19 protein-coding genes and 1 riboswitch are annotated in these 24,698 nt (G+C 57.2%); of the genes, 6 read left to right on the top strand and 13 right to left on the bottom strand.

From position 1 onward, the window contains the following. Positions 1–9 precede the first annotated feature (9 nt). Positions 10–597: a helix-turn-helix transcriptional regulator gene (locus ACR0KC_RS08945; RefSeq protein ID WP_170393837.1), complete on the top strand. Its 588-nt coding sequence runs from the start codon at positions 10–12 to the stop codon at positions 595–597. A 12-nt stretch (positions 598–609) separates the two neighbouring features. Next, on the top strand, positions 610–1,998 hold the full coding sequence (locus ACR0KC_RS08940; RefSeq protein WP_170663373.1) for an MATE family efflux transporter: 1,389 nt from the start codon (positions 610–612) through the stop codon (positions 1,996–1,998). On the opposite strand, the gene ACR0KC_RS08935 is transcribed toward ACR0KC_RS08940, so the two are convergent. The 4 genes from ACR0KC_RS08935 to ACR0KC_RS08920 are packed head-to-tail and all read right to left on the bottom strand — an operon-like array spanning position 1,973 to position 8,292. Further along, positions 1,973–3,217, bottom strand: a complete 1,245-nt coding sequence (locus ACR0KC_RS08935) for an NAD(P)/FAD-dependent oxidoreductase (protein WP_480705994.1) — start codon at positions 3,215–3,217, stop codon at positions 1,973–1,975. The genes ACR0KC_RS08940 and ACR0KC_RS08935 overlap by 26 nt on opposite strands. 11 nt (positions 3,218–3,228) lie before the next feature. Next, positions 3,229–4,242: an Ldh family oxidoreductase gene (locus ACR0KC_RS08930; protein WP_170596667.1), complete on the bottom strand. Its 1,014-nt coding sequence runs from the start codon at positions 4,240–4,242 to the stop codon at positions 3,229–3,231. A 60-nt stretch (positions 4,243–4,302) separates the two neighbouring features. Beyond that, positions 4,303–5,823 carry a trimethylamine methyltransferase family protein gene (locus ACR0KC_RS08925; protein WP_170663369.1) on the bottom strand — a complete coding sequence of 507 codons (1,521 nt, stop codon included), beginning with the start codon at positions 5,821–5,823 and terminating at the stop codon, positions 4,303–4,305. Positions 5,824–5,838: 15 nt separating this feature from the next. Continuing rightward, positions 5,839–8,292 (bottom strand): GcvT family protein, encoded by a 2,454-nt coding sequence (locus ACR0KC_RS08920; protein WP_480771741.1) that lies wholly within the window; start codon positions 8,290–8,292, stop codon positions 5,839–5,841. A 255-nt stretch (positions 8,293–8,547) separates the two neighbouring features. On the opposite strand from ACR0KC_RS08920, the gene ACR0KC_RS08915 reads away from it, so the two are divergent. Then, a complete protein-coding gene (locus ACR0KC_RS08915) occupies positions 8,548–9,441 on the top strand; it encodes a LysR substrate-binding domain-containing protein (RefSeq protein WP_480705989.1) in 894 nt (297 codons plus the stop codon). 54 nt (positions 9,442–9,495) lie between these two features. Here ACR0KC_RS08915 and ACR0KC_RS08910 read toward each other — a convergent pair whose 3' ends face one another. From ACR0KC_RS08910 to ACR0KC_RS08895, 4 genes are read right to left on the bottom strand one after another with little or no spacing between them, the layout of a single operon-like run. Further along, complete coding sequence (locus ACR0KC_RS08910) at positions 9,496–10,509, bottom strand: iron ABC transporter permease (RefSeq protein WP_170509083.1); 1,014 nt, start codon at positions 10,507–10,509, stop codon at positions 9,496–9,498. A 1-nt stretch (position 10,510) separates the two neighbouring features. After that, positions 10,511–11,458 (bottom strand): ABC transporter substrate-binding protein, encoded by a 948-nt coding sequence (locus ACR0KC_RS08905; RefSeq protein ID WP_480771740.1) that lies wholly within the window; start codon positions 11,456–11,458, stop codon positions 10,511–10,513. Positions 11,459–11,476: 18 nt separating this feature from the next. Continuing rightward, positions 11,477–12,262, bottom strand: coding sequence for an ABC transporter ATP-binding protein (locus ACR0KC_RS08900; RefSeq protein ID WP_170562123.1), 786 nt, complete (start codon positions 12,260–12,262; stop codon positions 11,477–11,479). Then, positions 12,259–12,615 (bottom strand): DUF1636 family protein, encoded by a 357-nt coding sequence (locus tag ACR0KC_RS08895; protein ID WP_170393816.1) that lies wholly within the window; start codon positions 12,613–12,615, stop codon positions 12,259–12,261. The genes ACR0KC_RS08900 and ACR0KC_RS08895 overlap by 4 nt, the downstream gene beginning before the upstream one ends. A gap of 102 nt (positions 12,616–12,717) precedes the next feature. Beyond that, a riboswitch (cobalamin riboswitch) is annotated at positions 12,718–12,925 on the bottom strand. Between the two features lie 258 nt (positions 12,926–13,183). On the opposite strand from ACR0KC_RS08895, the gene ACR0KC_RS08890 reads away from it, so the two are divergent. Both ACR0KC_RS08890 and ACR0KC_RS08885 read left to right on the top strand, forming a co-directional pair. Continuing rightward, positions 13,184–14,251, top strand: a complete 1,068-nt coding sequence (locus ACR0KC_RS08890; protein ID WP_480771739.1) for a catalase family protein — start codon at positions 13,184–13,186, stop codon at positions 14,249–14,251. 18 nt (positions 14,252–14,269) lie between these two features. Next, positions 14,270–15,931 carry a peroxidase family protein gene (locus ACR0KC_RS08885; protein WP_480771738.1) on the top strand — a complete coding sequence of 554 codons (1,662 nt, stop codon included), beginning with the start codon at positions 14,270–14,272 and terminating at the stop codon, positions 15,929–15,931. On the opposite strand, the gene ACR0KC_RS08880 is transcribed toward ACR0KC_RS08885, so the two are convergent. Beyond that, positions 15,928–18,930, bottom strand: a complete 3,003-nt coding sequence (locus ACR0KC_RS08880) for an ATP-binding protein (protein WP_480771737.1) — start codon at positions 18,928–18,930, stop codon at positions 15,928–15,930. The genes ACR0KC_RS08885 and ACR0KC_RS08880 overlap by 4 nt on opposite strands. Before the next feature lie 581 nt (positions 18,931–19,511). Here ACR0KC_RS08880 and ACR0KC_RS08875 point away from each other — a divergent pair. Then, positions 19,512–20,828: a UDP-glucose dehydrogenase family protein gene (locus ACR0KC_RS08875; protein ID WP_170801565.1), complete on the top strand. Its 1,317-nt coding sequence runs from the start codon at positions 19,512–19,514 to the stop codon at positions 20,826–20,828. Between the two features lie 30 nt (positions 20,829–20,858). Here ACR0KC_RS08875 and ACR0KC_RS08870 read toward each other — a convergent pair whose 3' ends face one another. From ACR0KC_RS08870 to ACR0KC_RS08855, 4 genes are all read right to left on the bottom strand, one after another. Next, positions 20,859–21,791, bottom strand: a complete 933-nt coding sequence (locus ACR0KC_RS08870; protein ID WP_480771736.1) for a hypothetical protein — start codon at positions 21,789–21,791, stop codon at positions 20,859–20,861. 6 nt (positions 21,792–21,797) lie between these two features. Next, entirely contained in the window at positions 21,798–23,111 is a 1,314-nt protein-coding gene (locus ACR0KC_RS08865) for a TRAP transporter large permease subunit (RefSeq protein ID WP_170393803.1), read from the bottom strand. Between the two features lie 4 nt (positions 23,112–23,115). Continuing rightward, complete coding sequence (locus ACR0KC_RS08860) at positions 23,116–23,649, bottom strand: TRAP transporter small permease subunit (protein ID WP_170736192.1); 534 nt, start codon at positions 23,647–23,649, stop codon at positions 23,116–23,118. 70 nt (positions 23,650–23,719) lie between these two features. Further along, positions 23,720–24,694 (bottom strand): TRAP transporter substrate-binding protein, encoded by a 975-nt coding sequence (locus tag ACR0KC_RS08855; protein WP_010441591.1) that lies wholly within the window; start codon positions 24,692–24,694, stop codon positions 23,720–23,722. Positions 24,695–24,698 lie beyond the last annotated feature (4 nt).

Genomic DNA, 24,698 nt, shown 5'->3' with positions numbered 1-24,698 from the left:
GATTGAATCATGCACGATGACACGCCGGGAAGACAGATTGATCGCGCTATTGGTGCCTCGCTCAGGGAGCTGCGCCAAAGCCGCAAGCAATCCGCCCGTCGGTTGGCAGAACAGTCTGGTATCTCGGCTGCAATGGTCAGCCGTATCGAAAACGGGTTGGTCTCTCCGTCAATCGATACGCTGGCTGCACTTGCCGAGGCGTTGGAAGTACCAATCGTATCGCTGTTTCGCGAAGCGCGGACAGATCACACCGACTATACGCTGGTTCGCCATGGCGAAGGGCTAAAGTCTACGCGACTGGCGGGCGGCCATTCGCACGAATACGTCAACCTTGCGCTGCATTCCCGGAAGGACCTGCGCTTTCAGGCCCGTCGTGTCACGTTGTTGCGCGACGAGGGGCAGCCGCCCACTTATGTCGGCCATGGCGTCGTGTTTGTGCAGGTTCTCGAAGGGCAGGCCATCTATCGCTACGGCGAGGCCCGATTTACTCTTTCAGCAGGAGACAGCATCAGCGTCGATGCAGAGCTGAATCACGGCTTCGAAGAGGTACTGACCCCCGAGTTCGTCTTCCTGACCGTTCAGGCCGAACGTCCGTAGTGGCCAGTTGATATGGCCATCCCAACTGAAATTGATCTGACGCGCGGGCCAATCTCGACCCATTTCCGAACCCTGGCGATCCCGGGCGCAATCGGGATGTTGTTCAACACTCTCTACAACGTTGTCGACATGTTCTTCGCCGGCCTTCTCTCGACCAGCGCGCAGGCTGGATTGGCACTAGGGTTTCAGGCCTTTTTCATTGCCATTTCGGTCGGGGTCGGGTTGGGTGCCGCGATGAGCGCGCTGGTCGGCAACGCATTAGGCGCTGGAGACACTCGAGCAGCGCGGCGGTTTGCGGCACAGGGAATGATCTATGGCTTCATTGCAGCCTGTGTTCTGGCGGCGGCTGGTCTCTGGTACGGCCCTGCGCTGATAACTCTGGTTTCGGAACCGGGACCTTATCGCGATGCAGGTTTACGTTATTTCCACTGGCTCCTATTGGCCTTGCCCGGATTTCTACTGGCCTTCGGTTGCAATGGCATTCTCCAGGCACATGGTGACGCGGTATCGATGCAACGCGCCCTCATGGTGGCGTTTTTTGCCAATATCGGTCTGAACCCCCTCTTGATCTACGGCATTCCGGGCATGATCCCGGGCATCGGATTTGATGGCCTCGCTGTATCGACGGTGATCAGCCAGACCGGTGTGATGGTGTTTCTGATCCGTCAGGTCCTCAGACGCCGCAGGATGAGGCGCATGCGCCCCCGAAACTTCATTCCGCGCCTACAGAAGTTCAAGGAGATCTCGGTTCAGGTACTTCCCACAGCGACATCTTTCTTCGTGATGCTGCTGTCAGGTTTCGTCATGCAGTTCGCCCTGAAAATCTTTGGAGAGCACGCAATCGCTGGCTTTGGCATTGCCATTCGGCTTGAGCAGATTTTGCTTTTGCCGGTGCTGGGGGTCACGGGGGCACTGCTGCCCATCGCGTCCCAGAATTTCGGTGCCCGCGACTATGAAAGGGTACGCGAGGCACTGTTTTATTGCTGGAAAGTCGGGTTCATCATGACCGCCATCGCAGCCCCCATATTGTGGATATTTGGCCGCCTTATGATGGGCTTTTTCACCGACGATCCCGAAGTGATCCGCGTCGGACTTAGCTATCTACGTGTCGATAGTCTGATCCTCCCGATCTACATGATGCTGTTTTCCATCAACTCGCTATTGCAAGCCTTGAAGCGACCGATCTGGACCGTGTGGATCAGCCTATATCGTCAGGGATTTGGCGTCGCCTTTTTTGTCTGGATTTTCGTCGGCCTGCTCGGCTTTAACGAAATTGGTGTCTGGTTCGGCACCGCAGGTGCCGTGGTGACTGGCTGGATGATCGCGTTGCTGATGACGTCCCATGTGGCTCAAAAAGAGCTGGGCGGGCTTTGGCTCAGGACGAGAACCGATCTGGGCTGAAGGCTTCTATATCGATGTCCGGTGATCTGCCAGCAATTACATCTGCGATTATACGCGCCGTCGTCGCGCCTAGTGTCAGGCCAAGCTGTCCGTGACCCGTCGCAAAGGCGACGTTAGCCAGTCGCCTGCTGCGGCCAATGATCGGACGTGTGTCCGGTGTAAACGGGCGGCGACCCATCCGGCGTTCCGCATTATCGGTCTTCAAACCCGGTAATACGCGGCATGCACGCCTGACCAGCACATCGGCTCGGTTCCAATTCGGCTGCGCGTTCAGGTCGGCAAATTCTGCGGTACCGGCCACTGCCAGCGCCTGCTGATACGGTGTAATGCCAAACCCGCCTTTGGCATAAAACACCGTATGGCGGAGCTCGACCCCGCTATCTTTCAACGCAGTCGAATATCCGATCACCCCTTCCATCCTCAATTGAACACCCAGCGTCTTGGCCAAATTCCTAGACGGCGTTCCCGCAGCGATGACGAAATCATCTGCGCTGATCGATCGCCCATCGCTCAGCTTCACGCTTTTCACATGTTGTCCGTCCTGCGTAAAACCGATTGCTCTTCCTGCCACGACTGCCCCGCCGCGGCTGCTAAAACTCTGCGTCAGCGTTTCAACCAATACCTTAGGGTCCGTCACAAAACTCCAGTCTCTAAGCAAAGCTGCATGTTTGAAATCAGATGCTATTGCAGGATCGATTTCATGCGCTTCCTGACCTGTAACTTGATCAATCGTGCAGCCCAACTCACGCGCCAACTCAAAAGCTGGGCGCATGGTCGCAAGGTCATTGTCGTCGTCAAACAACTTGATTACCGGCCGTTCGACCAAAAGCTCAGGATGGCCTACATCTAAAAGCTGAGCCTTGAAATCCGCTGTTGCAGCAAACGTAAGTCTTGCCAGATCGGAGGCGATTGCGCGCATTTTCGAGCGACGCGCATTGGCCGTAAACCGTGCAAACCACGGCAGCAATTTCACCGCTGAGGCCGGGCGCAATGTCAACGGGGCCTCGGCATCCAGCAACCAGCCCGGTACTTTCATCAGCATCCCCGGCTGCGACAACGGCACGATCTCACCCACTGCGATACACCCGCAGGAAGCCCAACTCGCGCCCTCACCAACCGGACCCGGTTCTACGACGGTGACCTCGTGGCCCTGCGACTGCAATGTCAGCGCACAGGATATTCCAACGATGCCGCCGCCAATTACAACCACCCGTGCCATTACTGGGACCCCTACAGAAGTTCGCGAAGTTGCTTCATCAAGTCCGCCGTGACGCGAACACCATCCGCTTCGGCGGCAGCACGGTTCTTCAAGCGGCCATCTCCGGGAACGCGGGCATCCCCGTTACCTTCAATCTCAGCGCAGATGCGTTGGACATAGCCTTCAAATGCGGCATTCCCGAAACGCGCCGGATCAATCGCGATCAACGTTGAACCGCCCTTGATATTCAAGGCACCGTGCGCTTCGCGGTTGGCATTGTCCACGGACAATGTTCCACCGGCCAGTGCCGCGCCAAGAACTTCGATCAGGAAGGCGATCGCCGCGCCTTTGTGCTCGCCAAACGGCAACAGACTGCGGGTCTCCAAAATCGCGTTGGGATCGCTGGTTGGCTGACCGTTCGGGTCAAGCCCCGCAGGGCGCGGCAATTCGTGCCCTTCGGCCGCGGCCATCCGGATGTCCATCAGCGCAACCATTGACGAGGCCTGATCCCAAACAACCGGCGCACGACCCGGTCGCGGGCAAGCAAAGGACATCGGATTGGTGCCGAAAACAGGGCGGATGCCGCCTTGCGGCACCACCATCGAGAGCGAGTTCACAACACCTAGCGCGACCAGCCCAGCGTCCGCCAGCGGACCTGTATCGAAACGTAGTGCCCCCAGATGGTGGCAATTGGCACAAGTAAACGCGGCAATACCATTCGCGCGCGCCATTTCAATAAGCTCGTCTCGCGCTTTGGCGGCCACGATCTGGTAATAGCCATTGTCACCATCTCCGCGCAGAACCCCCGGTGCGATCCGTTCGACACTCGGGTCGGCCTCGGGGTTGGCATATCCCGAAGAAAAGCTCTGCGCATAAACAGGTAACATCCTTAACCCATGGCTACGCGGGCCGTCGCGCTCGCTCATCCGCACAAGCCCGGCCAGAACCGTGCTGCCATGTTCATCCATGCCTGCTGCCACAAGGACAGATTTTGCCAATTCCTCTACTTCGTCGAGTGAGAGAGCGATCGTCGAGTTATCGGCCATGTGCCTAATCCTGTCGTTGGTTGAGGAAACGGGTACATAAGTACCCGCTTGCAGATCTGTTTAGGCGCTGTATTCCACCCGCTTCTTAGCGACGAATTCATCCAACGCCCCGCGCTGATCGTCCGGCATTGGTGGCTGGACGTAGGTGTTCAGCATACGCTGCGCCTCTTCCGTGCCAACGGTTTCTGCGGTTTTAGCACCTTCTGCTTCCCACTGTTCAAAACTGTCATTGTTTTGCAAGTGGTTCATATGCATTGGGTTTTCGCGCGTATGGTCAGTACCAAGGAAGTGCCCACCCGGTCCGATTTTGTCAATGTCGCCCAGCAACGTGTCCAGATTTTCCTCTTGCAGGCCGCTGAAGAAACGGTGGAAGTTCTCCAACTGCAACGCGTCCTGCACCCATTTTGAGTAGCTGACCCCAAGCGCGCCTTCTAGGAAGCCTGCTGAGTGTACGATGTAGTTTGCGCCACCCAGCAGCACCGGCCACATGGTGTTTGCGGTGTCGAACGCAGCCTGCATATCCGGGGATTTCGATCCGGTCCACATGGTACAGGTCCGCCATGGCAAACCATAAAACCGTGCCATCTGCCCCACCAGAAGGTTCATTAGCCCGGGTTCCGGAGAGCCCATCATCGGTGCACCTGTCTTCATCGAAACGCCCATGATTGCCACCCCCAGCACCATCGGGGCTCCGCGCCGGATGATCTGGCTGTAGGCCATACCGGCCAGAGATTCTGCAATCAGCAGCGCGACACCACCCTGCGGGCTTGCAGGTGTGCTCGCCCCAGCAAGAACAAAGGGCGACAGCAGGCAGGGCTGGTTGGCGGCGGCATAGACGCGTAGGCTCTGCAACATGGTCTCATCCCAGACCAACGGTGTGTTGCAGTTCAGCAGGGCTGCCATCACCACATTGTTGTCAACAAACTCCTCACCAAACACGATGCGAGTCATCTCTACCGAGTCCAACGCTGCCTGTTCGGATAGAACTGAACCCTTGATAGGTTTGTCGGTCAGCGTCAGTGCGGCATGAACCAGCTCCAGGTGGCGTTGCGGGACGGGTACGTCCTGCGGCTCGACCGGCAAAATACCCGGCACCATCATCGACTGACTCATCTGACTGAGTTTGAAGAAGTTATGCGCATCCTCCAGCATCGAAGGGCGGCGCACACCATCCAGACCATAGACAAATGGCGCGCCATACGCATTGGCAAAGACCGAATGCCGATTGCCCACCCGCAGCGAGCGTTCCGGGTTGCGCGCGGCATAGCCCCATTCCGAGGGAACGGCCGAGATCAGGTCCATCAGCATCTCGCGCCCGATGCGCACTCGCTCACCCTGCACATCCGCACCGTACTTCTTCCAATCAGCTAAGGCCACCGGATCGCGGAACTCAATCCCTGTGGTTTCAAGTATAGTCATGGCCGCGTTGTGGATTTTCTCAACGCCTTCGGGACCAAGCAGATCAATCGGACCAACTTTGCGGTTCAGCGTCGACAAGTAGACAGGGGGCGGGTTGGTGCGAGCCTTGACCCGCGCGGCACGTCCACCGCCACGGCCCGAGCGTGCTTTGACTTCTGCCATCTCAAATCCTCCTGATCAGGCGCGCGCGCGGGCGCTGGCGGGATCAACGGCGCAGGTATCGATCACTTCTGCCTCGCGCATTTCATTGTGGATGAGCACCTGCATTTTGGTGCCGGGTACCGTCATCTCGTATGGAACCAGCGCCATCGCAAGGTCGTGGTTGCAGTAATACGAGAACCCGCCCGAAGTGACGCGTCCGATCAGCTTGCCATCGGCATAGACACCTTCGTCAAACATCACCGAGGTGTCGCAGAACGGCAGCTTCAGTGTGACCAGTGTGTTGTATCCACCCTGCAGCTGCTGCTTTTGCAGCGCGGCTTTGCCGACGAAATCACGTTCCGCCACCTGCCCGCCGATCTTCTCGGTCATTGCAACGAAACGGCCCAAATCGGCCTCATATGGGGTCAGGTCCTTGCAGATTTCGCGGTTGATCGCGCGATAGGATTTCTCAAGCCGCATCGACTCCAACGCTTCAAGCCCGAAGGGTTTCACACCCGATTTCAGCAGCAAATCAACGAGGTGGCGATTGTACCCGACCGGGTGGTGCAATTCCCATCCCAACTCACCGGTGTAGGAGACGCGCAACAAGTGCACGCCTTTGGCATAGCCCACCTCGCCCATCTGTGCCGACAGCCATGGGAATGCTTCGTTCGACAAATCATTATCGGTCAATGGTTGCAGGATGTCCCGTGCCTTGGGCCCGGCCAGTGCGATCACGCCCAGCTGTTCTGAGATATCCTCGATCACCACCGAGCCATCACCTGGCAGCACGCGCTGTAACTGATCCCAATTGTAGGCTCGCCAGTTCGGCGTCGATATCAGGTAGAAATCGTCGTCGGCATAGCGCACGATTGTGTACTCCGCATCCATGCCGCCCTTATCGTTCAACATCAGCGACAAGGTCATGCGGCCCACCTTGGGCAGCTTGTTGGCCATCAGGCTATCCAGCCATTTGGCTGCACCCGGTCCACGCACTGTGAACTTGGTCATCGGCGACATTTCGATGAAGCCAGCCTCTTCACGGGTGGTGCGCACCTCTTCCTGAACACGCTCCATATGGTTGGTGCGGCGGAAACTGTGTTCGGGGATCGCCTCTTCGGGCGATTTGGCAAACCAGCGAGGAAATTCGTAGCCGTTAAAGCTGGTCCAAACCGCGCCCTGAGCAGTCAAAAGATCATATGACCCCATGGTCTTCATCGGGCGCGCATCCGGGAAGTCCTCACCCGGAACATGCGCATCCATATGGGTGCCCCATGTCTCGCGCACCTTATCCATGGTCCAACGTTTTGAGGCGTAGTCCGAGAATCGACGCGGGTCGAGCTCCGACATATCCATGCCCGGATCGCCATCGACGATCCATTTGGCCAAACGGTTACCAACGGTGCCGCCCCAGAGGATGCCACCAGGCATGCCTTCGGCCAGCCAAAGGTTCTCATGCCCCGGTGCGGGTCCGGCCAGAGGCAGCTCGTCCGGGGTCATCTGGAACGGGCCACGGGTGTTGGCCTTGATCCCAACTTCACCCAAGGTCGGCACACGTTCGATGGCGCGTTCCCATTGGGTTTCCACGGCATCAAAATCCTCGGGCAACAGATCGGCCCCGAACTCGGGCGGGACACGATCCTCGGCGAATAGTTTGAGGTCTTTGGTGAATTCATACGGCCCGAACTGGATCCCGCCCACATCTTCGCGCAGATAAGCGCCGTAGTCCTCATCCCGCAGGATTGGGAATTCGGGCAAGCCTTGCGCCCGGCGCTCTTTCAACAGCGGCACCGTCTCGGTCGTCCAATACTGGTGAACGATCGGGATACATGGCAGGTCCAGCCCCACGCGGCGCGCATTTTCGCGGGCGTAGTTGCCGGTGGCAAAGATCAGATGCTCGCAGGTGATCTCACCCTGATTGGTGGTCACTTTCCAGTGGCCATTGTCCAGCTTCTCATAAGCCTGCGCTTCGGTGTTCTGGTATACCTTGGCGCCGGCATCCCGCGCGAGCTTGGCCAATGCCATAGTAATGTCGGCGGGATTCACATAGCCGTCTTCCGTGTGCAGGATACCACCCCGAATATCCGGGCTTTGGTTCAGCAAGGGATGAACCTCGGCAATCTCCTCTGGCGTCAGCAGCTTACAAGGCACGCCGGCGGCTTCGGCGATCGAGATATAGGACTGGAACTCATCCCAGCGCTTTTCGGTATTAGCCACCCGCAGCTGTCCTACCTTACGCAGTCCGACCGAACTGCCCATCTTCTCTTCCACCTCGGTGTAGATGCGGATGGTTTCCATCGTCATCTTCGACACGTTGTGCGACCGCACAAAGGTCACTAGCAAACCAGCCGCATGCCACGTCGAACCCGAGGTCAGTGTGGTGCGCTCCAGCATAACGGCATCAGAGCATCCATGTTCGGTCAGCCCATATAGAATTGACGCCCCGACGCATCCGCCACCGACAACCACGACTTTTGCATGTGACTGCATACTGCAACTCCTTCAAATTGTGCACGACCAACCGGGGATCGAATTGCATGAGGAAAGATCGATATGATGTCCAAGGGGCTTGAGGACCCTTGGCACATCCCTTGATCATGTCTCAAACGGTTGTGGCGAATTTTCACATTGAACTGCTGGCGGGCAATTGCAAAAAGATTCACTCTGCATAAGATGAACTAAGCCAAATCGCTGCTGATTGCGTTCTTATTATCGGGTTTTCAACTTGTCACAGGTCAAAACATCTTGCCCAACCGCCCATATGATCTTCCGCCCCTAAGCTCTCTGATCAGCTTTGAAACCGCAGCGCGGCATGTGAGTTTCAAAACTGCTGCTGAAGAGCTGAATGTTACGCCCGCAGCGATCAGCCATCAGGTCAAAGCGCTTGAGAACGAGCTGCAATGCGCGCTGTTTCTGCGCCATCATCGCGGCGTCGAACTTACCGAAAGCGGAGCCTATTTGCTGGTCGCCCTTCAACGTGGCCTTGAAGGGATCAGCGAGGCCCTTGGGCAGTTGCGCCGACAGTATGACCACAAAGGCGTGACGATCCGTTCCTCTACGGCGGTCAGCTCGCTTTGGCTTACACCACGGCTTGCCCAGTTTTGGAAAACGCATGGCCATGTTTCTGTGACACAAGTTGTGACCGATCTCGGGGTCGATACCTCAAAATGTGATCTAAGCATTCACTACGGTGATACACGCCGCGATTCAGGGATTATCAAGACCTTGTTTCACGACAACATCATGGCCTTATGCAGCCCTCGGTTTGCGAAACAGAACCCAATCGAGCATGTCGGCGAGATCGCCAAAGTGCCGCTCATCCATCTTGATGCACCAGATACCGGTTGGACCGATTGGCGGGCCTGGACCCGTAAACTGGGCTATGAAGGCCCGCTGAATTCCGCGCATCGGGTCAACAATTACACGATTGCGCTTCAGGCCGCTCAGGACGATATGGGCGCAGTGCTGGGATGGGAGGGACTGACCTCGGAGCTGACCGCATCCGGAAAACTGGTCAGACTGTTGCCGCAAACCATCTCATCGCAACTGGATTTCTACGTGAAACTACACAACACCTCATCCGACCGAGCCAAGCTTGTGTTCAAGTGGCTCGGCCAAGCGGTTGACGGAAAGGTTTAAACTCGGCTCAGACCTGATCAGGACGAAATATCTTGGGAGCGAAGATCGAGGGCCTTACCGTTGATTTCTCGCTGTCCTGAATAAAAGCAAGAACACAAACACCGATCCGATTGAAGTTGTGACGATCCCCACCGGCAATTCCTGCGGAGCCAGCAGAAGCCTGCTGAGAATGTCAGAGCCGGTCAACAAGGCAGCACCAACCATAGCGGCGGTAGGTAGAAGGTTTTTGTGCAGGGGACCTGCGATCCCGCGTGCAATATGCGGCACCATCAGACCGACAAAACCAATCACTCCGGCTACGGAAACAAACACGGCCGTTGCCAAAGCTGCGGTGAAAAACATGCTGAACCGCAGACCCCGAACCGGCACACCCAGAGTAGCGGCAGTCAAATCCCCGGTCAGCAGCGCATCCAACCAGCGGCTGCGATAAAGCGAATAGCTCAGGATCAGCAGCAGACCGATGCACACCAGCGGGAACGTCTCCCAACGGGCCAGGCCCAGCCCCCCCAGCATCCAGAAGATGACAGAATGGGCGGCGCGGCTATCACCGGCGAAGATCAGATAGTTGGTGATGGCCGAAAACAAAAACGACACAGCCAGACCCGCAAGGATCAGCTTCTCCGGTGCGCTGGTGCGAAGCCCATGAACCAGCGCCAGCACGATGCCCGACGCCACAAGACCGCCGCAAAAGGCAGCCAGAGGCAGAGTCCAGAAACCCAGAATATCTCCGGTCACGGTAATTACAAACACCGCCCCCGCTGCCGCGCCCGAGGACAGGCCGAACAGAAATGGATCGGCAAGGTCATTACGTGTGGTCGTTTGCAGCACCACGCCAACGATGCCCAGCCCGGCACCGATCACGGCTGCAAACAACGCGCGGGGCAATCGCAGGTCGAATACGATCCTATGCAGCGGCGACATCTCTCCGTCCTGCAACCCCGTACCGCGCAATATCGCGGTGAAGGTGTCGGACAAAGGAATCGAGGTTGTGCCGTAGATCGTGGAAATCAGCAAAAGGGCGGTCAGAACGACCGCCCCCAGCAACAACGTCAGGCCCAATCGGCCCATATCAGCTCTGACCCGGATGCATCGCGCGCGCCATCTTCGAGATCGCTTCGATATTTGCCGGTCCCGGCGTTAGCTCTTCGTAGCGCAATCCGATCCAGCGTTCGTTCTTGACGGCATCAGTCTGCGACATGACGGGATGTTCCTGCAGGAACTTGAAGGTGTCCTCGGCGCCATTGCCGGTCTGATAATCCAACAAAACCAGTAATTCCGGGTTCGATGCGGCAACGGCTTCCCACGAGGTGCGGCCCCAGCTCGTGTCCATGTCATGAGTGACGTTTTCACCACCGGCGGCTGTGATCATCGCATCGGGAATCGCGAATTTACCGGCGGTAAACGGAGCATCTGCAGGACCATCCAGAAGAAAGACGCGGGGCTTGGGCAGTTCAGCAGTCTTGGCTTCGATCGCTGCCAGCTGCTCTTTCCAGCCCGAGACCAGAGCCTCGGCCTTGTCTTCGACTTGCATCACCTTGCCCAAGCGCAACACATCGCCAAACAGAAGATCCATGCTGGCTTCGGGGCGATCCTTGTCCAGATGGACACAGCTTTCCGTTAGAACCAAGGTCTTGATTCCGAACGGTTCCAATGTATCTGGGGTCACATCACCACCCGGCTTCATGCCATAGTACCAACCTGCAAAGAACAGGTCGGGTTCAACCGCCACCAGGTTTTCGACGGTCGGATATTTCGGCGCAAGCTCGGGGATGTCGCCGCGCAGGGCATCAAAATCAGGGCTGGTCTTGTACCAGCCGGTGATGCCGGTCAGGCCGACGATCTTGTCCTGCAGACCCAATGCAAAGGCCATATCGGTCATGTTCATGTCATGCACAACCAGGCGCTCGGGCGCGGTATCAAAAACCAGCGGTTCGCCGCAGTTGTCTACGGTGACTTCTTGCGCAGCAGCACCGCTTGCCATGGCGGTGGCCAACGCCACGGGCCAGATGTATTTCATCTCAGTGTGTTCCTTCGACTAAGTTGAGACTGTGGTTCTTCGAATATCAAGCGCCGGGATCACGCGGCCTTCGTGGAGAAAGCAGAGGAAATCAACGCCAAAAGTTTCGCGGACTCTTTCGGGTGTCAGCACCTTGTCCACCGACCCAAACTCGATCATGCGGGTCGATTTCATCAGCGCCACGTGTGTGGCGAATTCGGGGATCATGACCAGATCGTGTACGATCATGACCACGGTGATCCCAAGCTCGGCGACCAAAGACAGCATCCGCCCTTTTGCATCAGGATCCAGATGGTTGGTCGGTTCGTCCAGAAACAGCAACGAAGGGTTTTGCGCCAAAGCGCGCGCGATATGGGCACGCTGACGTTCGCCTCCGGACAGTTGGGCCATGCGCTTGTCCGCGAGATTTGCGAGACCGGTCAGGTCTAAAATCCGGTCCAGCTCTTGCGCGTGGCCTTCGGCAGAGCGGTCCGCACGGATGGGTATTTGCCCCAGCGCAACATAATCGCGTAACGCCAAGCGTCCATCGGGCAGTTCCTGCTGACCTACCACTGCAATCATGCGCGCACGCTCTTTGGCGGAGAGCTGTTTCAGACTGCGTCCTTTGATCCGAACATCGCCAAGTGCCAGCGGCTCAGCGCCGCACAACAGATTGAGAAGCGTCGTTTTCCCCGCCCCGTTCGGGCCGGCGATGGCTAGAATGGAACCCTCGTCCAACTCGAACGAGACGCCCTGCAACAGGACATCTCCGTTAAGGGCATAATACTCAAGGTTTTCGGCAATCAGAAAGGGTGGCAACGTCATTGCGATGCCCCCTGTTCGATCCGCGGCATGCGCGAGAGGGTTTTATTGGACAACGCCTGCGGGCGATCAGTGGCATTTGTCCAGCCATCCGGGCTTTCACGATACTGCGCTGCAAACTCAGCCAGCGCCTGCACCTCATCCGCGGTCTGAATGCCACCAAAAAGGTATTGCGCCTTTCCTACGGCCTGGAACCCAACCGTTCTGGGACTATCGCAGCCTGCCATGCAAGACGACGCGCGGATCGCAAAACTGCGAGGTAATTTCCCAGTCAACGCATCGCAAATTTCATCAAGGGGCAGCCCTTCAGTGCAGCTTTCGCAGACTAGAATGAAATGATCAGGCGTATCTGGCATGGTCCACTCCACTTGTTTCCAAGCGCATGCGGAAGCTGCCGACAATGTAAACACGCGATTGACGCGCCATCAAAGCCTCCTTCCAGGACGCCCCGCCCCGGGTTGGTTAAACATCTGATGGCAGGTCTCCTGACTTGCGGGTCCGCGCTCGGCCAACCTTCCCGACCCTGTGGACCAGTGGCTGTTTGACCTTGCTCACCGCTTACAGTTGCGGGGGCAGTTACGGAATTGGCACCTTTTGGCAAACCTCACCGTATTCCCTTTTCATCCCGCGGCAACACCACCGGGAACCATCAATCGATTGAGTGCCCGAGAACACCGGACACGTCAATGATAAAGTCGAAGGCGCCCAACTCTGGTCGAGGATCGAGCGCCGGCAACCACGTGTCCGAAGCACCAACCGAATGGGTAGGGCTGCGCGCCGAATTTGTCTGGCCACGGCTGTCCATAGTTGGTGTGTTTGGAAATTAGACAATCTGAGGTAAGCTGAACAAATTTAGAGGTTTAGCTTTGTCAGCGCCTTGCCCCTGTTTGATCATTGCCTGGGTTTATCCAAGGAGACGGTTCTTTGACACATGTTTCGCAAAACGCATTGCCGCCGGATATTGTTGATGATGTCATTGACCACAATCTCGAGGCCGTTGCACGGTGGAAAGGCCATCGCTTAAGGGCTCAGCATGGGCGCAGTCACGGGTGCGTGGCTGCAACATTCACTGTCAGAAACGATCTACCAGAACAGTTCCGTCACGGCCTGTTTGAACAGCCCGCTGCCTATTCAGCCGCACTTCGCTTTTCCAACGGCGCGCATCTGGATGACCGGAAATCGGATGCCCACGGGATGGCGATCAAGCTTTTTGACGTGCCAGGCCCCAAGCTGATCGACGCCGAGGCACTTGCGCATCTGGGGACCACACAACTCAGCGACGAGTTCGATTTCGTATTGGTCGATCAGGATGTGTTTCCCAGCTACGTCCCCGATGAATATGAGCGATTGGGCAGGCTTGTCGCCACATTACAAGCGGTCCAGCACGCGATCAAAGGGCGACGAAAATGGAGCCTTAGGTTGATCACCAAAGGGCTGCGCGCAGGATTTCGCGCCTTCCTCACTCGTGAAGGCAAGCGTCAGTTTCGCGTCGCGAGTGATTTTGCCTCGAACTATATGCACTCGCCTTTTGAGGTCCATTTCTGGTCGACAACACCGTATCGGCTGGGCCCCGATCTAACGGTCAGATACTTGGCCCGCAGCGCGAAACCAAAAATTCCGGCACATCCGGTAGACGACCCAGATGGGATCGGGCAGTGTTTGCGGCAAGACGTGGCCGATGGAGATAATCACTTCGAGCTGTGTGTGATTGAGCCCCCGCGCCCGGCCGGCGAATTCGATGTGCTCGACAATCGCATCCGGTGGGCATGCGATCCGCAACCAGATGCACCTCTTGATCCGTACCATCATACCGTCACGCCCGTGGCGGATATCACGATTCCCAAAGGTGCAGAATTTGATCCGCAGAATGGAGACGCGATGAGCTTCTCGCCCTGGCGTGTCACGGCAGATCACGAACCTTTAGGACCGATTAATGCGATCCGGCTCAGAACCTATCTGAGCTTGGCCCGCGCCCGGTTCCCGAATCGATGACCAAACGGAGATGTATTGATGCTGGACGTTGATGATCTGATCAAACTCGGATTCAAGATCTCCCCACCCGTTACGAGCTATTTAGCCGCGATCAGGCTTGCAAACGCCGCGAAGATCCACCGACCGCGGCCCTATACGATGGGCGCAGACTACACGACATGGCCCGGCGTGTTTTCCCATCGCTGGATCGGTCGGCATACAACGCCAGAAGACCTCTCACCCGTCCTGCCGTCGGAAAGCGAAGTTGCTGATCTCTTTCGCCGACGGACACAAATGGATGGCAGCCCGCTTACCTTGATGTGCCCGCAAGGATCGACACTATTGTTTATCTCGGCCGCACAATGGTTTACCGACAGTTTCCTTCGCACCTTTGGGGCGAAAGGACCGGTTGATCAGACGGATTCGAACCACGAAGTCGATCTGTGCCAAATCTACGGGCTGAACGATTTTCAGACCGACATGCTGCGCGAACGCGATCCCGATACCAATGAACTAACCCACCGGCTGGCCTTTCGTCTGGATACACAGGGCGAGATGTGGGCTCCGAAGCTGTTTCAAAAAAACCAATCCGGTGGTGTTAAGCTAGCACCCCCTTTTGATGGCAGTCTCGCCACTGGCGAGAATTGCGGAAAGCCGTTGCACGATCCCTGCAAGCTGTGGAATGCGGTGAAACGGGCGCATCCGGGTCTCAGCGATCACGCAATCGACCAGCTACTGCTCGATTTTCATGCAACCGGGCTCGATAATGGCAATGGTACGATAGGCTATATCACGATCAATACACTGATGTTGCGCGCCCATAACACCTTTGCCGATCTGTTGTGGCGCGAAAAGCGCGGCATATCAGGCTGGGATAAAGAGCGTGTGTTCCAGACTACACGCTGCACCTTGATCGCATTGCTGATCAAGCTTGTGCTTGAGGACTACATCGCCCACATCGCCAATATGCCTTTCAAACTACCCGTTGGCGTCAATCGCTGGCAACCGTGGCATCATTCCAACCAGATCGCGATTGAGTTCAATTTGCTCTACCGCTGGCATTCGATGATCCCCGAGCGATTTATAATCAACGGCGCACAGGTTGGCCCGGAGGGGTTCAGATTCAATCCACGACTGGTCGAACAAACAGGCTTGGCGGAAATGATCCGATCATTGTCGCGCCAACCTGCGGCCCGCATGTCGCTGCGCAACACGCCCGATTTCCTGTTCCAAAGGCCTGCGCCCGGTGCTCCTGCCCCTGTCGAAGCTACAATTGCCCTGACGCGTAAGGCGCGTCTTCCGTCGCTGAACACTTATCGTCATCATTTCTGCCGCAAACCGCATTCAAGCTTTACTGAGATGATTGGTGATCAGCCGTTTGCGGAAGAATTGATTGCCGACCTGAGCCGGCTCTATTGCGACGTCAATAGGGTCGAGTTGTTCCCTGGTCTCTTTGCGGAACAGCACAAGGGCGATGTGATCATGGGCGATCTGATGACATCGATGGTGGCGTATGACGCGATCACGCAGCTTATGAACAACCCGATGGTATCCAAAAATTTGTACTCGGCTGAGACTTTTTCAGAGAAAGGTTTTCAGTTGCTGAAGAAAACTTCGTCATTCTCGCAGGTGGCGCGTTTTGTTGGCTTGGACCTGCAACCCGAAGACTGCACTTTAGGTCGACGTCCCGGCGGGACCTAAGACGCGACCGCGCGCTCTTCCAGCTCAGTAATCCGCGCGGCAACTTCCGTATCGGCTGGCCGGATGCAGGCAAGATCACTCAGCGCGCGCAATTCATACAGCGCCGCGCCCTGATCATTCGCCACGGCTATAGCTTCACGCAAAGCCGCCTCAGCCGCGTCGAACGGAGCACCTTGTTCCAGTAGAAGGGCTGCCTTGATCCGGTGGATTTCAGCCTCATAGTTCCGCTCGTCAGTGTTTTCTGCACATGTCAGGCCAGCCTCCACCGCATCCAACCCTTTCTGAATCTCACCCAGAGCAAGATAGCCCCGTGCGAGCTCGGTGTTGACGAGCACGCCAGCCGCCTCGGCACCCGTTGCGTGCATCCTTCCCCAAGCGGCCTGCAGCATGGCCACGCCCTCTGTGGCCTCGCCGGTTCTGATGGCAGCCCCGGCAAGATGGGCCGTCGCAACAGCTTGGTAATAAGGGCCGCCCTTGTCCTGAACAGCCGCGCTCAGCGCCTCGGCCATGCGCGCATAATCCGGGTGATCCATCTGCATGTGGATTTCGGTCAACCAGTGCATTGCATTTGCGATGATCAAGGGCTGGCCCGACGCCATCGCGGCGTCAACTGCCCGCTTGGCTTTGGCGAGTGCCACCTCAGTTTTGCCCTGAAAGCTGTCGACCAGCGCGCTCATACTCTCGATTTGTATCACGGCTGCAATATCGGGGCTGTTTCCAGCTTCGGCGCAATGCGCATCCGCATGAGACGCCGCTTGTTCCAGAGCTGCTGCCGCATCCTGAAACCGACCGCGCGGGGATAGCGCGGCCCCACAGATGTAGTTTCCGACCATTCGGGTGTGGTGATCGTCATACGCATCGATGATCGCTTGCCCCCATTGCTCGGCGTTCTGGTAATCACCTTTGACCATTGCAGCGGTAAACAGACCCCTGCCCGCGCGCACAAGAGTACGCCTGTCGCCCAGCTTTTCAGCCAGTTCAAAACTGCGCCCAAAGGCATCAATTGCGGGCTTGGCACCATAACCGACATGCACGCGTTCGGCAGCGGCCAGAAGGAATTGCAAGTTCAATTCAGCTTTATCGCGTTGGTCTACGGGCAACTCGTCCAACAGCCGCAATCCGTTTCGGGCATGCTGAGCCCCTTCGCGATTTGCGTGGCGCCTCAGGTTCAGCCGCGCGGCCTCCGACCAGGCGGCCACCGCCTTCGTTGTTTCACCGGCCAGTTCCCAGTGCCGCGCTATTTGTTCAGGCTGTCGGGCGGCTTCCGGTTGGGCGGCAAGGGCTTCCGCCGTGCGTCGATGCAAATGAATGCGACGGTCCCGCACAAGGCTTTGATATGCCGCCTCACGCACCAATTCATGGCGGAACCGCCAGATCATTTCGGCGTCGTCATTCGCGCCGGGCAGATGTTGCAATATACCCGTGGCGGCGAGCCCAAAGATAGCGTCTTCGGACTCGTCTTCAGTCAGTTCACTGATCTGAGCCAGCAAAGGTGCCCCAAAGGCACCACCAATAACAGCGGCTTCGATCGCGGCGCGTCGGAGTTCTCCGACCTCGTCAACCTGTTGCGCCAGGAGGTCATGCAAGGTGGCGGGAATGTTGTCCACGATACGTTCAGGCGACGCAGCGATGGCGGCAGAGCATTCCTTGATGAAAAGGGGCACACCATTGCCCCGCGCCAAAATCTGCGCCGTGGTGCGGTCATCAAGTCGCGCACCCGAGGCCGCCTTGGCCAGTTCTGACGATGTCGCATCATCGAGCGGTGGAAGCGACAATTGCTCAAGAGACGGTATGCTCTCTTTGATCGCTGATGGCGCCGGCATCCGCGAAACCATCAACATCAGTACGGGAAGTGATGTCAGATGCTCGGCCACGTCGCGCAGCACCGAAAGGGTCGATGGGTCGACCCATTGCATATCCTCAACCACGACAAGCACCGGCCCCTCTCGGCTGAGTTTTTGGTAGACGCGGATGAATATGTCACTCAGTTGCGCGCGCAGTTCGTCCTCACTGGTCGTCCCGCTGTCGCCAGGGCCCGGGGCAAGAATGAAATACAGCGTGCGAAGTTGCGCGTCGTCCAGAATATCGCTCAGATGTTCTGACAACCGGTTGCGACGCGCGGCAATATCGTCCTGATTGTGGATGCCGCACCACCGTTCGACCTGTGATATGAAGGGAAAGAACGGTGTGCTGACATGGAACGGGCTGCAGTGATAGGTCACCCATGCCTGCGGCCCGACCGATGAACGCAGATCACGGATCAGGTGCGATTTGCCAATCCCTGCCTCACCCAATATGTGAATCACCCGCCCTCTTCCGGCTTCCACATCTTTCCACGCGCGGCGGAGTTGTCCGCGTTCGGCTTTGCGGCCAAGCAACGGGGTGCGGTTATGGCGGCGTGCCTGATCCTTGCCTTCACCGGTCAATCGATAAACTGGAACAGGCCGGTCGAACCCCGCGAGGTTCTGAACGCCTTGCGGCTCGAACTCCATTTGTTCGGCCCCAAGCGCTCGTGTTGCCGCAGAAACCATTGTTCCACCGGGGGTCGCCAACGACTGAAGACGTGCGGCAAGATTTAGCGTCGATCCAAAAATCGCGTCCGGCTGAATATTGGTCCCAAGCGCGATGTCCCCGACAAGAACTACGCCGGATGCGATCCCAATCCGGCACCTGAGATCGAGCGGACCCGCCATTGCGGGCAGATCAGTATGGATGCGCAGCGCCGCGCGTAGAGCGCGCTCGGCATTATTTTCAGACGCAGCAGGCCAACCAAAGGCGACGAGGATACCGTCGCCCACGATCTGCAGCACCCTGCCCCCGAACTCATCGGCAATTTGTTCGACCAGTTTATGATAACGTAATGTCGTAGACAGCAAGTCTTCGGGCTCAAGCATTTGAGCCAATACCGTGGACTCGACAAGATCCACCATCATGACAGTCAGATGGCGGTGCTCCATCGCGCCAAGATCAGTTTCCGGGCCGGTGGGGTGCAGCACCATCAGCGCGCTCCGCGACCGGCGCTCATGCGGCGTGGAGATGCAGGGCCAACGCCTTTCCCGGAACCCAAAAACGAGAACATGCCCCCCATCGCGAAGCCTTAAAATAATTAACAGATTGCACGCGCCGCCGCTCGACACCACGAAAACTGATTGTGAGACTATATGAAGCTTCGCATTCTGGCTATGCCCAACGCCTGCTGAAGCGAAGAAGTGCCTGATATTACATGTAGGATTGAGAATGCGCGCCAGCGGTCGAACGAATGCCATCGTAGGAAATCCGATCTGGCAACGAATCTTGATCGCAACACGCCGTTCTTCGCCGAGACCAGATAGCCAGTTCAACGCAAGCCACGAACAGCACTTGAACAATTCACCACAACAAGCATATTCGGTCGCCAAGAGACAGTCTGATGATTTTGCCCTATCGCCCGCAACACCTCAGAAGTGCCGAGCTGTTGTCGAAAGCAAGCCGGCAATGCCTAGGCGGTTGTAATTATCGAGCCCCAAAAGCTCTTAGTTCAGCGGTTGAAAGAGACCAGGAAATGCGCCATTGGCGAAACCCAAAAGAAGGAATTCGATAAATGCGCATTGCGATGATTGGCACCGGATATGTTGGTTTGGTGTCCGGGGTTTGCTTTTCGGACTTTGGCCATGATGTAATTTGCGTCGATAAATCCGATCGCAAGATCAAGATGCTTCAGGATGGAGAGGTGCCGATTTACGAGCCGGGCCTTGATGTGCTCATGGCCAAGAACGTGGCAGCTGGCCGCCTGACCTTTACCACCGACCTGGCCGCTGCGGTCGACGGCGCGGACGCGGTGTTCATCGCGGTAGGCACACCTACGAGACGCGGGGATGGGCACGCTGATCTGACTTATGTGATGGCCGCCGCCGAAGAAATCGCTCAGGCCATCACCGGCTATACGGTTATCGTAACCAAATCGACTGTCCCGGTTGGCACCAACCGCAAGGTTCATGAAGTTGTCTCGGGTGCAAATCCGAAGGCGGAATTCGACGTCGCATCGAACCCCGAATTCCTGCGCGAAGGCGCCGCAATTGATGATTTTATGCGCCCAGACCGTGTTGTCGTAGGGATCGAAAACGAACGAGCGGCGGATGTCATGGCCGAGATTTACCGCCCGCTTTATCTGCGTGACTTTCCGATCCTGACCACTGATCTAGAAAGCGCCGAGATGATCAAATACGCGGCGAACGCATTCCTGGCGACCAAAATCACGTTCATCAATGAAATCGCCGGTCTTTGCGAGCGGGCAGGCGGCGATGTCAAAGAGGTGGCGCGCGGTATTGGTCTGGATGGGCGGATCGGCAACAAGTTTCTGCACGCAGGCCCTGGCTATGGCGGCTCGTGTTTTCCGAAAGACACCGCTGCACTTGCCCGGATCGGACAGGATTTTGCCCACCCGATGCAGATCACCGAAACCGTCATTCGTGTAAACGATGAGGTCAAGAAGCGGATGATCGAGAAGATCCGGGATGCCTGCGATGACAGCTTCAATGGCAAGACCGTGGCGGTTCTGGGTGTGACTTTCAAGCCCAACACCGATGATATGCGCGACGCACCTTCCCTGACTATCGTTCCCGCCCTGATCGGTGGCGGTGCCCAGGTCCGCGTTGTCGATCCGCAAGGCCGTGCCGAGGGGGAGGCGCTGCTTCCTGGCGTCAAGTGGATGGATGATCCCTACGCCGCGGCCAAAGATGCGGACGTTGTTGTCTTGCTGACAGAATGGAACGAGTTCCGCGCCCTGAACCTGAGCGAGCTGGCAGAGACTATGAGATCCCCCCGCATGGTCGACTTGCGTAATATCTACTCGTCCACGATGGTTCTGGGATCGGGATTTGAGACCTATGTCGGCGTCGGGGTTGGGGATCAGCGTTAGGGCTGGCACCGCCAATGCCTCTCGCCCAAATCAACTGGTTGTGGCAGCCGTCTGATACAGTCGGCGCATGATCAGCGGCGTCAGGTACATCGGTATCTGATAGGCCCCGATGAACACCATGATCGGCGCGGTCACTTCAGGTGGCAGTGCCACGAAGAATATCGCGATGTTCCGGTTTCCGGCGATCAGAGACACCGCCGTAGCCTCGGCACCGGGCATTCGAGTTCGTGTGAATTGGAATGAGACAACCTGAGCCCCAAAGTTGATCAGACAGGCAAACGCGATCCAGAACAGCGCGACACGCGGGTCCACAAGTGCGGTTGCGCTCAATGATGGCATCAGGCCAACAACGAAAACGGACAGAGTAATCGTTGCCGCACCTTCTACGTTCAAAAGCGTAGACTTTGAAGGTTGGCGCAGCACCGTGCGGCGCAATATGACAGCCGCGAGAATCGCTATTGTGATGGTAAAAAAGAGCCGAAGCGCGGTCATCAGGACCGCCCTGAGATCACCCAGTTCCGGCATCAGCCAAAAGATCGGCAACGCGGTCAGCGGCAAAACAGCCGTTCCAACCACGACCAGTCGCATCGCCGGTTCCGCAGAATAGCCCATCATCAGACACATATTGGGGCTGCCGGATATTGATGGGGCTGCAGCCATGACAAGCAATGCCAAAAAAACTGGCGAACCGGTCCATCCGCAGGCAATTCCAATCCCAACGACAGACAACGGCAAAACCAATTGAAAGGCGGCAATCGTTCCCGCAACTTTTCGCAGGTCAACCAGCGAACCCACAATGGCCCCCGGCTGCATTCGCAGCAGCGTCAAAAACAGCAGGAGCATGACCAAGGGCGGTAAGAGAGGCCGCATCGGTGCGGCCAGCCCCGGCAGCAGAAGGCCTGCGGCAAGGCCCGATACTAACACATATGGGCCGTGACGCGCCGCGAGGTGAAGCGGGTTCAACGGCGTCTACCCACCGGGGCTTTGACGCAGGTTTTCGGGCAGCCACGTCGCCAACTCGGGGAACCAGATCAGAACGAACACCATCAGCACCATGATCAGGAACATCGGGATCGCAGCGCGGGCGATATAGCTCATTTCATGATTGGTCATGCCCTGCATCACGAACAGGTTGAAACCGATGGGCGGTGTGATCTGCGCCATCTCGACAACGACCACGATGAAGATCCCGAACCAGATCAGATCGATCCCGGCGTCCCGGATCATAGGCTCGACAACAGCCATAGTCAGCACAACCGAAGAAATCCCATCAAGGAAGCAGCCCAGAATGACGTAGAAAACCAGCAGAACCATGAGCAGTTCGAACCGGGTCAGTTCCCACCCCGCGATCAAATCCGCAAGCCCCCTCGGCAGGCCGGTAAAGCCCATCGATAGTGACAGGAACGCAGCGCCTGCAAGGATCAGGGCAATCATGGCGCTGGTGCGGGTCGCGCCCATCAAACTTTCAGTGAAGGTCTTCCAGTTCAACGATCCCTGCCCTGCTGCCAGTAGCAGTCCGCCAATCACACCGAAAGCCGCCGCCTCGGTCGCCGTAGCATAACCCAGATACATCGATCCGATTACCACCATGATCAGCAGGATCACTGGCAACAGAAAGCGAGAGTTCTTAACCTTTTCGGAAAAGGTCAACTTGCTCTCGTCGTTGGGGTTCCAGTCTTTGCCAACTTTGGAATAGATGGCGACATAGCCCATGAACATGGCAGCCAGCACAAGACCGGGTAGGATGCCTGCAAAGAACAGCTTGGTGATGGACTCGTTGATCGTAACGCCGTACACGATCAACGTTAGCGACGGTGGGATCATTAGTCCAAGTGTTGCCGCGCCGGTCAGCGTGCCGATGACCATGCGTTCGGGATAGTTGCGCTTTCGCAGTTCCGGGATCGACATCTTGCCAACCGTGGTCAACGTCGCGGCAGATGACCCCGATACCGCGGCAAACACCGTACAGCCTACGATATTCGTGTGGACCAGCCCGCCGGGCAAAGGTGCCATCCACGGCGACAGGCCTTTGAACATGTCTTCGGACAATCGCGTTCGGTAGAGGATCTCGCCCATCCAAATGAACATCGGCAAGGCGGTCAGCGTCCAGGATGACGAAGCCGACCAGATCGTCGTGATCATCACATCACCCACCGGGCGCGTCGTGAACAGCTCCATCCCGACCCAGGCGACGCCCATCAGGGCCAGCCCGACCCAGACACCGGTGCCCAGCAAGGTGAAAAGGACAAAGAGGAAGAGGATAATAACGGATATATTTTCCATGCTCTTACTCTCCGTGGCTCTGATCGGCCAGATCACGGGTGATGCGGTGATCACCCTTGAACAGGACATGGAACAGGTGATCGGTCAGCGCGATGGCCAGAATGACCGCTCCGATCAGCATGGTAGATTGCGGTATCCAAAGGGAGGTTTTATCTTGCCCCTGGCTGATATCGTTGAACTTCCAGCTCCAGTACACAAAGCGATAGGCATACCAGCAGAAATACCACATGACCGCCGAACCAATCGCAAAGCACCAGATTTCCAGAATTCTGCGAAAGCCATCGGGAACCGCATTCAGGAGAATGGAGACTCTAATATGGCTGCCTCGGTTCAGGGCGTTGGCGAAGGCCAGAAAAGACGCAGCGGCCATCGCGTATCCAGCATAGTCCGGCGCGCCGGGAAAAACTTCGCCGGTCCAACGGGCCAGCATTTGCACCACAATGAGCACCAGAATGGCAATCAGGCTGAGCGCCGCCAGAACCCCTGCTGCCAGATAAATGAAATCCAGTACGGACCTGAGCCCTCGCATTGCCGCCATGCTGTCCCCGCTGTGCTTTTTGTGGATTGGGAGCAGGCGGCAGGATGAACTGCCGCCCGCATTCGAACGATTATTGAGAGTTAAACGCGTCGACGATGGCTTTGCCTTCGTCACCGGCGGCCTCAAGCCATTCGTTGGTCATGGTGACACCGATTTCTTTAAGCTCATTCGTCATCTGTTCGGATGCAGGACCAACTGTCATGCCGCCATCGCGCAGACCCTGAAGCGTAAAGCCGGTATATTCCTTGGCACGCCAGTTACCTGCATACTCGGCCAGTTCCGCACAGCCTTTGATGACGTTCTTGTTCGCATCCGAGACACCGGCCCAGACGTCTGAGTTGACCATCACGTAGTTGCGCGGCAGCCAGGCATCCACTTCATAGAAGTAGTTCAGACTTTCCCAGACCTTCCGGTCATAGCCGGTCGACCCGGACGACACCATGGAATCCGCTACTCCGGTGGCAAAGGCCTGGCTGATCTCAGCCGCCTCGATGGTGACGGGCAGCATACCAGTCAGTTCGGCCAGGCGTGAGGTGGCGTTGTTATAGGAGCGGAACTTGATCCCCTCCATATCCGCAACCGAGTTCACTTCGTTCTTGAAATAAAGCCCTTGCGGAGGCCACGGCACTGCATAAAGCAGGGTCAGGTTCTGTTCAGCCAACAGCTTTTCAATCGAAGGTTTGGCGGCATCCCAAAGCTTGGCGCTATCATCGAATGACGTGGCCAGGAACGGGATGGAATCAAAGCCGAACAGCGCGTTTTCGTTCTGGTGCCCAGACAGCAGACGCTCACCAATCGGGGCTTGCCCGGTCTGGATCGCACGCTTGATGTCGGCACCTTTGAACAGCGAGCCGGAAGGGTGCGTGACAATCTCAATCTCACCACCGGTTCCTGTGGTGACACATTTGGCGAACTCCGCGCCCGTGGCCGAGTGGAAGTTTGATGCCGAATAGGCCATCGGCATGTCCCATTTCTCAGCCATTGCAGGTGCGGCCGCGGCGGCTGTCAGAGCGGTTGCCGCCAGAAGGCTTGTCAGTTTTTTCATCATG

Source organism: Ruegeria sp. CF3, from assembly GCF_056537365.1.
This window is presented reverse-complemented; position numbering and strand designations above follow the sequence as displayed.